This is a genomic window from Sciscionella marina DSM 45152, assembly GCF_000379465.1.
Classification (GTDB): domain Bacteria; phylum Actinomycetota; class Actinomycetes; order Mycobacteriales; family Pseudonocardiaceae; genus Sciscionella; species Sciscionella marina.
On the sequence record NZ_KB905465.1, the window covers coordinates 69,062 to 81,905 of the forward strand.

Below are 12,844 nucleotides of genomic sequence, written 5' to 3' on the forward strand. Positions count from 1 at the left end.
GCTCGGCTCATGCAGCAACCGGACACCGCCGCACAGATCCAGCGAGCATGGCAACGTGAACTCCCCGGGGTGCCGACCGGCTCCATCGGCATCATCACCCGGATCTGGCGCGGCGCGAAGCTGCTCTCCGATGAACGCAGGCGCACGCTGTCCCGGCTCGGCATCGACCGGGCGACCTTGGATCTGCTCTCGGTGCTGCGCCGCAGCGGTGCCCCCTATCGGCTCACCACCTCCGAGCTGGCGGCGCGCTCACTGGTCAGCGCGGGGGCGATCACCCAGCGGGTGGCGCGCGCCGAGGCGGCCGGGTTCGTCGAGGTGAGCCGGACCGCGAGCGGGGCACGCACGACCGGGGTGACGCTCACCGCGGAGGGGCATCGCTGGGTGGACCGTTCGGTGACCGAGCTACTCACCGCCGAGGAAACCTTGGTCGAGCATCTGAGCCCCGATGAGCTGGCCGAGCTGGCCCGGCTGCTGGAGTCGTTCCTGACCGGCTTGCACGTCCGCCTCGGTGTCCCGGACACCCCGGAGGCGGGGCATTGAGCGTCGATGGCCATCACCGGACCGGACCAAAGCGCCGCTGCACGCAGTCACCCGCGGGCCGCCGGGCGTTGGGCACAGGAGCATCGGAGCCTTCACTCTGACCTGCGTGAACGGTGAGCTCGGCCACGTCGGTAACGAACCGCCTATTACAACACGATAAACTCCTTCGTCCCCCACGCGGAGCAATCCTGCGCCGCGCACAGAGTCAGAGGGTGGCGAAAGGTGCTGATGGGCGCGATGACCCTCACCGTCGAACCGGAGTCCAGGACAGCCCGGACAGCGGCGCCGAACGAAACGACGAGGACAGCGGCCCGCGCCCAGTACGGGACCACCACCGCGGCGCCGGCGCGCACCCTGCATCAGGTGTTCGCCGCGACCGTGCGCACCCATCCGAACGCGCCCGCGATCGACGACGGCACCCGGGTGCTGAATTACCGGGCGCTCGCCGAGCGGGTGGAGACACTCGCGCACCGGCTCACCGAACACGGCATCGGGCGCGGCGACCGTGTCGGGATCCGGCTGACCTCGGGGAGCGCGGACCTCTACGTCGCTGTCCTCGCGGTGCTCACCTGCGGGGCGGCCTATGTCCCGGTCGATGCCGATGATCCGGCCGAGCGCGCCGAACTGGTGTTCACCGAGGCCGAGGTGTGCGCGGTGCTCACCGATGGGCACGCGCTCGAATCGCGCGGTGAACCGAAGGGTGCGCGCGGGCGACCGGTTCCTGCCGACGACGCCTGGATCATCTTCACCTCGGGATCGACCGGAAAACCCAAGGGTGTCGCGGTCACCCATCGCAGCGCGGCGGCGTTCGTGGACGCCGAGGCGGAGCTGTTCCTCACCGAGGAGCCGCTCGGCCCGGGTGACCGGGTGCTGGCCGGGCTCTCGGTCGCCTTCGACGCCTCCTGCGAGGAGATGTGGCTGGCCTGGCGCAACGGGGCCTGTCTGGTTCCCGCGCCACGTTCGCTGGTGCGCACCGGTGTGGACCTGGGTCCGTGGCTGCTCGAACGCGGGATCACCGCGGTGTCCACGGTTCCCACGCTCGCCGCACTGTGGCCGACCGAGGCGCTCGAAGACGTGCGGCTGCTGATCTTCGGCGGCGAGGCCTGCCCAGCCGAGCTCGGCGAACGGGTCGCGGTCGAGGGTCGCGAGGTGTGGAACACCTACGGTCCGACCGAGGCCACCGTCGTCGCCTGCGCCGCGCAGCTCACCGGGGAGGGCCCGGTGCGGATCGGGCTCCCATTGTGTGGCTGGGAGCTGGCCGTGGTGGATGCCGATGGATACCCGGTCGCCGATGGCGAGACCGGTGAACTGATCATCGGCGGGGTAGGGCTGGCCCGCTATCTCGACGCCGCGAAGGACGCCGAGCGCTTCGCCGCGTTCGACCGGCTCGGCTGGGCCCGGGCCTATCGCAGCAGGGACGTCGTGCGCGCCGATCCCGAGGGGCTGGTGTTCCTCGGCCGGGCCGACGAACAGGTCAAGCTCGGCGGTCGGCGCATCGAACTCGGCGAGATCGACGCCGCTCTCGCCGCCCTTCCCGGGGTCGCGGGTGGCGCTGCCGCAGTACGCACCACCAAGGCGGGTAACCAGGTCCTCGTCGGCTATCTCGCGGGCGAGGTGGACACCGCGGAGGCGAACGCCCGGCTGCGTGAACAGCTGCCCGCCGCTCTCGTCCCGCTGCTCGCGGTCGTCGGTGAGCTGCCGACGCGCACCTCGGGCAAGGTGGACCGGGCCGCGCTCCCCTGGCCGCTGCCCAAGAGCGCGGAACGCGACCAGTTGCACGGCACCGCGGCGATCCTGGCCGAGGCATGGGCCGAGATCCTCGGTGTTCCGGTCGCCGACACCCGCGCGGACTTCTTCGCCTGCGGAGGCGGCAGCCTCACCGCGGCCCAGCTCGTCGCCGTCATCCGGGCCACCCATCCGCAGGTCTCGGTGACCGATATCTACACGAATCCGACTCTCGGCGAGCTCGCCACGCTGCTCGACCGGATGGACGCCACCGAGACCACTCGCGAGGAGGTGCGCCCGACCCGGCGGCGCACCGGTATCGCGCAGGCACTCTGGCTCGCACCGATGTTCGTGCTGCTCGGGCTGCGCTGGACCACGATCGCCGCGGCGCTCGCCAAATTGCTCGCCCTCACCGGGGTGTCCTTCGCGCCGAACCCTCCCCTGTGGGCCCTCGCGCTCGGCTGGCTCGTGCTGTTCAGCCCGCTCGGCCGGATTGCGATCGCCGCGGGCGGTGCACGGCTGCTGTTGCGCGGGGTGCGCGCCGGGAGTTATCCGCGCGGCGGGCGGGTCCACATGCGACTGTGGGCCGCGCAGGAACTGGCGGATTTCTCCGGTGTGGCCGAGGTTTCCACCGCGTCCTGGATGACGCACTATGCGAAGGCGCTCGGCGCGAAGGTCGGTAAGGACGCCGATCTGCACGCCCCGCCCCCGGTCACCGGAATGCTCAAGCTGGGCAAGGGAGCCGCAATCGAGCCGGAGGTGGACCTCGCCGGTTACTGGATCGAGGGCGACACCCTGCACATCGGCAAGACCCGGATCGGCGCGGGTGCCCGGATCGGGGCACGCAGCACGCTGTTCCCCGGCGCGCGGATCGGCAAGAACGCCGAGATCGCCGCGGGCTCCACGGTGCGCGCCGCGGTGCCCGCAGGGCAGCGCTGGGCCGGGTCCCCCGCGGCGCGCGACACCACCGACGCGATCTCCTGGCCGTCGAGCCGTCCGCCGCGCTCACGGTTCTGGACGACGGTGTACGGGTCGAGTTCGCTGCTGCTCGGCGCGCTCCCGCTGCTCGCGACGCTGCCCGCCGTGCTGTTGTTCGCCGCGGTCTTGCGCGGGACGGACTCGCTCTCGGCGGCGATCGGGCCGGCGCTGCTCGCCGTTCCGGCGGCCACCATCGCGTACTTCCTGACGTTCGCGGTACTGATCCTGGTGCTGGTGCGCGCGCTCGGGATCGGCATGCGCGAGGGGCATCATCCGGTGCACAGCCGCAATGCCTGGCAGGTGTGGGCGACCGAGCGGCTGATGGACATGGCGCGTATCGCCCTTTTCCCCTTGTACGCCAGCCTGTTCACTCCGGTGTGGCTGCGGCTGCTCGGCGCCCGCATCGGCCGCGGGGTCGAGGCGTCGACCGTGCTCGCGCTGCCCAGGATGACCAAGGTGACCGATGGGGCGTTCCTCGCCGACGACACCATGGTCGCCACCTACGAACTCGGCGGCGGCTGGCTGCACGTAGCACCCGCGCGCATCGGAAAGCAGGCGTTCCTTGGCAACTCGGGGATGACCGGGCCAGGTCGCTCGGTCCCCAAACGCGGGCTCGTCGGGGTGCTCTCGGCGACCCCGCGCAAGACCAAGAAGGGCGCCTCGTACCTGGGCATGCCACCCATGCCGCTGCGCCGCGCGGCACAGGAGGCGGATACGGCGCGCACCTATTCCCCACCGCCGCGGCTCAAGCTCGCCAGGGCACTCGTCGAGCTGTGCCGGATCATCCCGGTCATGGCGGGCACCGCGCTCACCGTCGGCGTGTTCGCCGCGCTGTACGCGCTGTGGGACAGGGCCGGCTTCCTCACCGCCGCCGTGGTGTCGGGTCTCGTGCTGTTCGCGGCCGGGGTGCTGGCCTCGGTGCTGGCGATCCTGGCGAAATGGGCGCTCATCGGGCGGTTCCGGTCCGGGACCCGGCCGCTGTGGAGCGGGTTCGTGTGGCGCGCCGAACTCGCGGACACCTTCGTCGAGGTGCTCGCGGTGCCTTGGCTGATCGGCTATTCGAGCGGCACCCCGCTGCTGACCGCCTGGCTGCGCGGGATGGGCGCGCGCATCGGCCGCGGGGTGTGGTCGGAGACCTACTGGCTGCCCGAGTCCGATCTGGTGCACCTCGGCGACGGGGCTACCATCAACCGCGGCTGCGTGGTGCAAACCCACCTGTTCCACGACCGGATCATGAGCATGGACGAGGTGCGGCTCGACGAGGGCGCGACGCTCGGCCAGCACGGGATCGTGCTGCCCGGCGCGAGCATCGGTGCGCGCACCACCGTGGGCCCCGGCTCGCTGGTCACCCGCGGGGACGCGGTGCCATCGGACGGGCGCTGGCTCGGCAATCCGATCGCGGTGTGGCCGCAGAAGACCGGAAAGATCACCGCCAAAGAGTCACGAAAGGGCAGCCGGCGTCGAAAGTGATGGCGATCGATTCCTACATTCCCGAACACGGCGACGACGGTTTCCACGTACAGCACTACGAACTCGAACTCGACTACCGGGTCGGGCCGAACCTGCTCTCGGCGAACGCGCGGCTCTCCGCGATCGCGGCGCGCCCGCTTTCCCGGTTCGCGCTCGATCTCGCCGGGCTGCGGGCGCGCCGGGTGCGGGTGAACGGGCGCGCGGTGAAGTTCGGGCATTCCGGGACAAAGCTGCGGATCACCCTGCCCGCACCGATCGCCGCGGACACCCCGTTCACCGTCGAGGTCCGCTACAGCGGCAATCCCCGCCCGCTCGGCGGAACCTGGGGTGACATCGGGTGGGACGAACTCACCGATGGGGCGCTCGTGGCCAGCCAGCCGATCGGCGCGCCGACCTGGTTTCCGTGCAACGACCACCCCTCGGACAAGGCAAGCTACCGGATCGGCATCACCACGGATTCGCCGTACACCGTCGCGGCGACCGGGAACCTGGTCAGCAAACGGCGCTCGGCGAGCAAGACCAGCTGGGTCTTCGACCGCCCCGAACCGACCGCCAGCTACCTCGTTGGTGTCCACATAGGACAGTACAGCGAACTCCTCCTCGCCGAGAAACCGGTGCAGCGGGCGGTTTTTCCCGAGCGGCTGCGCGCGCCGCTGCGTCAGGACCTCGGCAGGCACGCAGAGATCATGAGCACTCTGCAGAAGTTCCTCGGCCCGTATCCTTTCGACGAGTACGTGGTCGTGGTCACCGAGGACGAACTGGACGACCCCATCGAGGCACAGGGGCTCTCGGTGTTCGGCGCCAACCACATCGACGGCAGCGGGGCGCAGGAACGGCTCATCGCGCACGAGCTCGCGCACCAGTGGTTCGGCAACAGCCTCACCGTCGCCGACTGGCGGCACATCTGGCTCAACGAGGGGTTCGCCACCTACGCGGAATGGCTGTGGTCGCAGGCCTGCGGCGGGCCGAGCACCGAGGAGCTCGCGCGCCAGTGGCACAGCCACCTCGACGCGGGTGACCAGGACCTGATCCTCGCCGACCCCGGGGTGGAGCGGATGTTCGACGAGCGGGTGTACAAGCGCGGAGCGCTCACCCTGCACGCCCTGCGCGCGGAGCTCGGCGAGGACTCCTTCTTCGGCCTGCTGCGCGAATGGTGCGCGCGCTACCGGCACGCCACGGTGACCACCGAGCAGTTCCGCTCCCTTGCCGCGCAGTTCACCTCCCGCCCCCTGGACGGCCTCTTCGACCGCTGGCTTTACCGGGCACCGCTGCCGTGACGGCCGACCCCCGAGCCGTGCGGAACTTTCTTTGCAGAACCAGTTCTGCATGGTTTGTGCTGCAGAGGATCCTCTGCAGAGAAATCCCCGTATGACCGGCGGCGCCGAGGCCTATCGCAGCCGCGAGCCGCTCGCCGCCCGGATGAGCATTTACCAGTGGCAGCGCGAACCGTGGATCTTCCCGGGCTCGCCATCGCCGAACTGACCGGGTTCAGGGGAATCGTGGCGGATATCGGCTGCGGCATCGGCGGCTGTACCGATCGCCTCCGGACGCGGCGGCCGGACCTTCGAGTGCTTCCACTCGACCGCGCCCCCGTGATGGCCCCCGAAGCACTCGCCGACATCCGGTATCTCAAGCTGCCCGGCCAATCGGTGGACGCCGCACTCGCCATGCACATGCTGTACCACCTCGAGTATCCCTGCGCGGCGATCGGCGAGCCGCGCAGGGTGCTCCGCCCGGGTGCCACGCTGTTGGCGAGCACGAACGGAGCGGGCGACAAAGCCGAGATCGCCGGGCTGTGGACCGCGGCCCTGCGCGACCTGCTCGGCACCGAACCGGAACCGTTCACAAACCCGGCCGCCGGATTCACCCTCGAACACGGACACCTGTTCCAACCGCATTTCGCCGGGATCGAGCCGCGAGTTCGCCAGGGAGACTGTGGTGCCCGAACCCGGCCCGGTGATCGCGTTCCTGGACAACGCGCGGGTTCGCCGAACAGCAGCTGCCGGACGGGAACGGCTGGCGGGACTTCCTGGATCGCGCCGCCACACTGGCGTGTTCCCGGGTCGAGGAGACCGGGGCGTTCCGCCTCACCAACCGGTTCCGCCTGTTCGTATGCCGGTGAACCGTCCGCCGGTGAACCGTGTCTCTCCGGCGCCGGACGTGGCAGACTGCGCGCATGCCTGCGATCGACGCGTGGATGCAGCACCCGAGCCTTCGGCTCATCAATCACGAGATGCTCGCCTCCCTGCGGCGCTGGACGGGACTGGAGAAGTTCACCGAGGATCCCCCGGTCGCCACCACCATCGCGGCGATGGACGCGGGCGGGGTGCAACTCGGGCTCAGCTGTGCCTGGTATGGCCCGGAAGGCGCGCTGGTCAGCAATGACGAGGCCGCCGGGTTCGTCGAGGAGTCCGGCGGGCGGTTGCGTGGCGTCGCCGGGGTGGACATCCGGCGCCCGGTCGCGGCGGTCCGCGAGCTGCGCCGCGCGGTGACCGAGCTACGGTTCATCGCACTGCGGATCGTGCCGTGGCTCTGGGAACTCGAGCCGACCGATCGGCTCTACTACCCGCTCTACACCGCCTGCGCCGAGCTCGGCATCCCGTTGTGCACCCAGGTCGGGCACACCGGCCCGCTCCGTCCGTCCGAAACCGGGCGCCCGATCCCCTATATCGACCGGATCGCGCTCGATTTCCCGGAACTCGACATCGTCTGCGGGCACATCGGCTATCCGTGGACCACCGAGATGATCGCGGTCGCGGACAAGCACGAGCGCGTCTACATCGACACCAGCGCCTACACCGTGCGCCGCTATCCTGCCGAGCTCGTGGACTATCTTCGCGGGCGTGGCCGGAGCAAGGTGCTGTTCGGCACCAACTATCCGATGATCACCCCGGCCAAGGCGCTCGACGGGCTCGGTGAGCTCGGCCTGGGCGAGGAGGCGGCCGAATTGTTCCTCTCCGGCAACGCGAAACGGGTCTTCGGACTCTGAAACCCCGGAGGATCCGAAACCCCTGGAACCCTGAGACTCGCGCAGGGAAATCTCAGCGGCGCCCGGGTTCCGGCCATTCGAACACCAGTTCCTCGCCCGGTACCAGCGAACCCCAGCGCCGCGCCGTCCGCTCGAGTTCTCCCGCTGCGGCGATCACCTCGGCTTCCGGCACGGACGGATCGGGGATGGTGCTCAACACCTCGGCGGCCACCGCACGCACGCGGCGATGCTCGGTGATCCCCTCTTCCACGACCCGTGCGACGACTCCGGGGAGCAATTCGGCACGCTGCAGGCGGTGCGCACGCTCGCGTTTGGCCCGTGCAGAACGCCGAGCGGACTGCGGTGGGCGCCGCCCGGAGAGGTGTTCCATGCTGTCGAACACCGCCCCCGCGGCGACCGCACCCCAGAACCCGCCGTCCTCACCGAGCTCACGCTCGATCAGGAAGTGCACGAGATCATGCGGGATGTGCGCGCTCGCGATCCCCTCGTGCACCCGGTAGCGGACACCGTCGCCGCGTTCGACGAGGCTGTACGCGCGCATTCGGTCCGGAAGCCGTGGAAACCACACCCGCATGCCCTTATGCTCGCAGTGGGCGCAAACCATTTACTCCAGCTCGATGAGCAGGTCACCGCCCTCGACCTGTTGCACGGTGTTGATCGCCAGCCGGCGCACGGTTCCGGTGCGCGGTGCGGTGATCGCGGCTTCCATCTTCATCGCCTCGATGGTGGCCACGGTGGCCCCGGCCTCGACCTGTTCGCCCTCGGCTGCCGAGACCGTGACCACCCCGGCGAACGGGGCGGCGACGTGCCGGTCGTTGCCGCGCTCGGCTTTCTCGGTGACCGGGAGGTCGGAGGCGACGGAGTTGTCCCGAACCTGGATCGGCCGCATCTGCCCGTTGAGCGAGGCCATCACGGTTCGCATACCACGATCATCGGCCTCACCGACGGCTTCGAGTTCGATGAGCAGCCGCACTCCCTGTTCGAGGTCGACCGCGTACTCCTGCCCGGGCCGCAGTCCGTAGAAGAAGTCCTTGCTGGAGAGCACGCTGGTGTCGCCGAACTGCTCGCGATGCGCGCCGAACTCCTTGGCGGGCGCCGGAAAGAGCAACCGGTTGAGGGTGGCACGCGGTTCGCGCTCGAGTCCCTCGGCGTCCTCGGCGGAAAGCGGGGTGACCGGTTTCGCCGCTGCCCTTCCCTCCAATGCCTTGGTACGGAAGGGTTCCGGCCAGCCACCGGGCGGATCGCCGAGTTCTCCGCGCAGGAAACCGATCACCGAGTCCGGGATGTCGAACCGCGCCGGATCCTCCTCGAACCGGGCCGGGTCCACATCCGCGCCGACGAGGTGCAGCGCGAGGTCACCGACCACTTTGGACGATGGGGTGACCTTGACCAGATGGCCGAGCATCCGATCCGCGGCCGCGTACATGGCCTCGACCTGTTCGAACTTGTCGCCGAGGCCGAGTGCGACGGCCTGGGTGCGCAGGTTGGACAGCTGCCCGCCGGGGATCTCGTGGTGGTAGACCCGGCCGGTGGGCGCGGGCAGTCCGGCCTCGAAGGGCGCGTAGATCCGGCGCACGATCTCCCAGTACGGCTCGAAGGAGGTGACCGCGCCGAGATCCAGATCGGTCGGGCGCGCGGAATGGTCGGTGGCGCCCACGATCGCGGACAGCGAGGGTTGCGAGGTGGTTCCGGACAGCGAGGCCGCGGCACCGTCGATGGCATCCGCTCCCGCGTCCACCGCGGCGAGATAGCTGGCCAGCTGCCCGCCGGGGGTGTCGTGCGTGTGAATGTGCACCGGAAGCTCGAATTCCTTGCGCAGCGCGGAAACCAGCGTGCGCGCCGCGGGCGGGCGCAGCAGCCCGGCCATGTCCTTGATGGCGAGCACGTGCGCCCCGGCGGCCACGATCTGCTCGGCCAGCTTCAGATAGTAGTCCAGGGTGTAGATATTCTCCTTGGGATCACTGAGATCCCCGGTGTAGCAGAGCGCGACCTCGGCGAGCTTGTCCGCCTCACCGACCGCTTCGATCGCCGGGCGCATCTGCTCCACGTCGTTGAGCGCGTCGAAGATGCGGAAGATGTCGATCCCGGTTCGCGCCGCCTCGTCCACGAAGGCGTGCGTCACCTCGGTGGGATAGGGCGTGTAGCCGACGGTGTTGCGCCCGCGCAGCAGCATCTGCAGGCAGATGTTCGGCACCGCCTCGCGCAGTTTCGCCAGCCGTTCCCACGGATCCTCGGCGAGGAAGCGCAGCGCGACATCGTAGGTCGCCCCGCCCCAGCACTCCAGGGAGAGCAAACCGGGCAGCAACCGAGCCACGTGCGGGGCGACCGCGAGCAGGTCCTTGCTCCGCACCCTGGTGGCCAGCAGCGACTGGTGGGCGTCGCGGAAGGTGGTGTCGGTGATCCCGATCGTCGAGGATTCCCGCATCCACTGCGCGAATCCTTTCGGGCCAAGGGTTTCCAGTCGCTGCTTGGACCCTTCCTGCGGCGCGGCGGACAGGTCCACCTCGGGCAGTTTCTCCACGGGGTCCACAAAGGACGGACGGGGTCCGTGTGGTTTGTTCACCGTGACGTCGGCGAGATAGGTCAGCAGCCGGGTGCCCCGGTCCGCGGAATGGCGCGCGGTGAGCAGCTGCGGGCGCTGCTCGATGAACGAGGTCGTCACCCGCCCCTCGGCGAAGTCCCGGTCGTCCAGCACCGCCTGCAGGAAGGGGATGTTCGTCGCCACGCCACGGATCCGGAATTCGGCGAGCGCGCGCCGCGCCCGCCCCACCGCGGTCGGGAAGTCCCGGCCACGACAGGTCAGCTTCACCAGCATGGAGTCGAAGTGCGCGCTGATGGCGGTGCCCGCGAAAGCGGTGCCACCGTCGAGCCGGATCCCGGATCCGCCCGGCGAACGGTAGGCCGAGACCATCCCGGTGTCCGGGCGGAACCCGTTCGTCGGGTCCTCGGTGGTGATCCGGCACTGCAGGGCCGCACCACGCAGATAGATCGAATCCTGAGTGAGGCCGAGATCGCGCAGCCTCTCCCCGGCCGCGATGCGCAGCTGGGACTGCACGAGATCGACATCGGTGACCTCTTCGGTGACCGTGTGCTCGACCTGGATGCGCGGATTCATCTCGATGAACACGTGATCGCCACGCTGATCGAGCAGGAATTCCACGGTTCCCGCGCAGGAATACCCGATCGAGCGGGCGAACCGCACCGCGTCCGCACAGATCCGCTCGCGCAGCGCGGGATCCAGGTTCGGCGCGGGCGCGAGCTCGACCACCTTCTGGTGACGGCGCTGCAGCGAACAGTCGCGCTCGTAGAGGTGGATGACCTCACCGGTGCCGTCTCCGAGCACCTGGACCTCGATGTGCCTCGGCTCCACGACGGCCTGTTCGAGGAACACCGCGGGGTCCCCGAAGGCGGATTCGGCCTCGCGCATCGCCGCCTCGATCGCCTCACGCAAAGCCGAGGCCTCGGTGACCCGGCGCATCCCGCGCCCGCCACCGCCCGCGATGGCCTTGACGAACACCGGATAACCGATGTCCTCGGCGGCAGTGAGGAGTTCGTCGACATCGGTGGACGGCGCCGAGGACTGCAGCACCGGGATACCGGCCTCGCGGGCCGCGGCGACCGCACGCGCCTTGTTCCCGGTCAGCTCGAGCACCTCGGCGCTCGGCCCGACGAAGGTGATGCCCGCTTCCCGGCAGGCGAGAGCCAGGTCCGGGTTCTCCGAAAGAAACCCGTAGCCGGGATAGATCGCGTCGGCTCCCGCCTTCTTCGCGGCCGCGACCACTTCCTCCACCGAGAGATAGGCGCGCACCGGATGACCGGGTTCACCGATCTGGTACGACTGGTCGGCCTTGAGCCGGTGCAGCGAATTGCGGTCCTCGTACGGGAAAACCGCGACCGTGCCCGCGCCGAGCTCGTAGGCAGCGCGGAAGGCGCGGATGGCGATCTCGCCGCGGTTGGCGACGAGCACCTTCGAGAACATCATGGACGCCTGCTCCTTACCTGGTGTGGCGGGATGCGGCGTTCATTGTCACAGTATCCGAGCCCACGTTGCCAGGTGCCCAAGAACACACGAAGGCGGCGACCATCCACATACTGGGATGGTCGCCGCCCCGCGCCCGATCTCGGTGAGCTGTTTACTGCGGAAGCGACACGCCGTAGTCCTTCGTGGACAGCGTCGCCGGGTAGAAGCAGGAAGTCGAGCTGTCACCGCCGGTGAGCGTGCCGAGCCCCTTGCCGCCGTCGTAGGCGGGTCCGCCAGAGTCGCCGCCCGCGGAGTGCGCGTTGGTGCAGAACTCGTGGTACACGGTGTACCCCTCGGCCACGAAGGTGTAATCGAGCTCGGTGACCGAACCCGAGGTCACCCCGCTGGTGCGGCCCGCGCGTTTCATGTTCTCGCCGACGGTCGGATCCGTGATCGAGGTGATCTTGGTGCCGTCGTTGATCTCACTGGGCGCGGAACCGGTGTTGTTCTCCACGAGCATGGAGTCCTTGGTGGGGAAGTCGGCGTTGACCACCTTCCCGCCGTTCCAGTCCCCGTTGCCGCCGAGCACCGCACAGTGACCGGCCGAGAGCAGATAGTCCTTGCCGTCCTTGGTGACGTTGAAGCCGTTGGAGCACAAGCTGTTGCCGTTGCTGATCTCGTCCCCGCCCTGGATGAACAGGCTCATGGCGCCACGCTCGTGTTCGACCCGCGCCTTGTCGCCCAGCGAGCGGGCCTTCGCCTGCAGCGCCTGCTTGGCGGCCGCGGGCGTCGCGTCGTAGAGGTGTACGACGACCTGATTGCGCACCGGGTCGATACCCCAGCCCGCCTGGGTGACACCGGGCAGCCGGTCGAAGCTGGTCTTTGCCGCGGTGAGCTGGGCCATGGTGTGCTTGACCAGTGTCGGCACCGCGCCCGCGGCCCGCACCTTGGCCTCGTCGGCCTTGTTCACCACACCGACGACCGCCTTGCCCCCGGCGTCGAGGTAATGGCCACCGCTTGCCGCGCCGAGCTCGTTCGCGACCGAATTGGCGAGATCCACGGAATTCACCGAAGCCGGTGCCGCCGAGGCCGGTGTACCGAATCCTGCGAGCAATAACGCCGCACCGGCCGAGGCCGCAGCGGCGAGAATTCTTGACCGGGTACCACGCATGGCTCCTCCT

At 69.4% G+C, this 12,844-nt stretch carries 7 protein-coding genes and 1 pseudogene; 5 read left to right on the forward strand and 3 right to left on the reverse strand.

The features are described from left to right. The first annotated feature begins 9 nt into the window (after positions 1–9). The 5 genes and pseudogenes from A37U_RS0140900 (at position 10) to A37U_RS0140920 (ending at position 7,702) form a co-directional block, all read left to right on the forward strand. Positions 10–540 carry a MarR family winged helix-turn-helix transcriptional regulator gene (locus A37U_RS0140900; RefSeq protein WP_020502448.1) on the forward strand — a complete coding sequence of 177 codons (531 nt, stop codon included), beginning with the start codon at positions 10–12 and terminating at the stop codon, positions 538–540. A gap of 237 nt (positions 541–777) precedes the next feature. Further along, positions 778–4,713, forward strand: coding sequence for a Pls/PosA family non-ribosomal peptide synthetase (locus A37U_RS0140905; protein WP_051111869.1), 3,936 nt, complete (start codon positions 778–780; stop codon positions 4,711–4,713). Further along, positions 4,713–5,990: a M1 family metallopeptidase gene (locus tag A37U_RS0140910; protein WP_020502450.1), complete on the forward strand. Its 1,278-nt coding sequence runs from the start codon at positions 4,713–4,715 to the stop codon at positions 5,988–5,990. The genes A37U_RS0140905 and A37U_RS0140910 overlap by 1 nt, the downstream gene beginning before the upstream one ends. Before the next feature lie 222 nt (positions 5,991–6,212). Next, positions 6,213–6,452 (forward strand): annotated as a pseudogene (locus A37U_RS55275) (methyltransferase domain-containing protein); the annotation flags it as partial. 437 nt (positions 6,453–6,889) lie between these two features. Beyond that, positions 6,890–7,702 (forward strand): amidohydrolase family protein, encoded by an 813-nt coding sequence (locus tag A37U_RS0140920; RefSeq protein WP_020502452.1) that lies wholly within the window; start codon positions 6,890–6,892, stop codon positions 7,700–7,702. A gap of 52 nt (positions 7,703–7,754) precedes the next feature. Here the strand turns inward: A37U_RS0140920 and A37U_RS48990 are convergent, their stop codons facing one another. The 3 genes from A37U_RS48990 to A37U_RS47840 all read right to left on the reverse strand — a co-directional run bounded on the left by A37U_RS48990 (position 7,755) and on the right by A37U_RS47840 (position 12,834). Beyond that, positions 7,755–8,276 carry a hypothetical protein gene (locus A37U_RS48990; RefSeq protein WP_020502453.1) on the reverse strand — a complete coding sequence of 174 codons (522 nt, stop codon included), beginning with the start codon at positions 8,274–8,276 and terminating at the stop codon, positions 7,755–7,757. A gap of 30 nt (positions 8,277–8,306) precedes the next feature. Continuing rightward, a complete protein-coding gene (locus A37U_RS0140930; protein ID WP_026198162.1) occupies positions 8,307–11,681 on the reverse strand; it encodes a pyruvate carboxylase in 3,375 nt (1,124 codons plus the stop codon). Positions 11,682–11,835: 154 nt separating this feature from the next. Then, positions 11,836–12,834 carry a S1 family peptidase gene (locus tag A37U_RS47840; RefSeq protein ID WP_040590145.1) on the reverse strand — a complete coding sequence of 333 codons (999 nt, stop codon included), beginning with the start codon at positions 12,832–12,834 and terminating at the stop codon, positions 11,836–11,838. Positions 12,835–12,844: the final 10 nt, after the last annotated feature.

What these genes read in the sequence shown, in the direction of transcription:
- A37U_RS0140920 (WP_020502452.1), top strand. Translation starts at nt 6,890, where the DNA reads ATGCCTGCGATCGACGCGTGGATGCAGCACCCGAGCCTTCGGCTCATC.
- A37U_RS0140905 (WP_051111869.1), top strand. Translation starts at nt 778, where the DNA reads ATGACCCTCACCGTCGAACCGGAGTCCAGGACAGCCCGGACAGCGGCG.
- A37U_RS0140930 (WP_026198162.1), bottom strand. Translation starts at nt 11,681, where the DNA reads ATGTTCTCGAAGGTGCTCGTCGCCAACCGCGGCGAGATCGCCATCCGC.
- A37U_RS0140910 (WP_020502450.1), top strand. Translation starts at nt 4,713, where the DNA reads ATGGCGATCGATTCCTACATTCCCGAACACGGCGACGACGGTTTCCAC.
- A37U_RS48990 (WP_020502453.1), bottom strand. Translation starts at nt 8,276, where the DNA reads ATGCGGGTGTGGTTTCCACGGCTTCCGGACCGAATGCGCGCGTACAGC.
- A37U_RS0140900 (WP_020502448.1), top strand. Translation starts at nt 10, where the DNA reads ATGCAGCAACCGGACACCGCCGCACAGATCCAGCGAGCATGGCAACGT.
- A37U_RS47840 (WP_040590145.1), bottom strand. Translation starts at nt 12,834, where the DNA reads ATGCGTGGTACCCGGTCAAGAATTCTCGCCGCTGCGGCCTCGGCCGGT.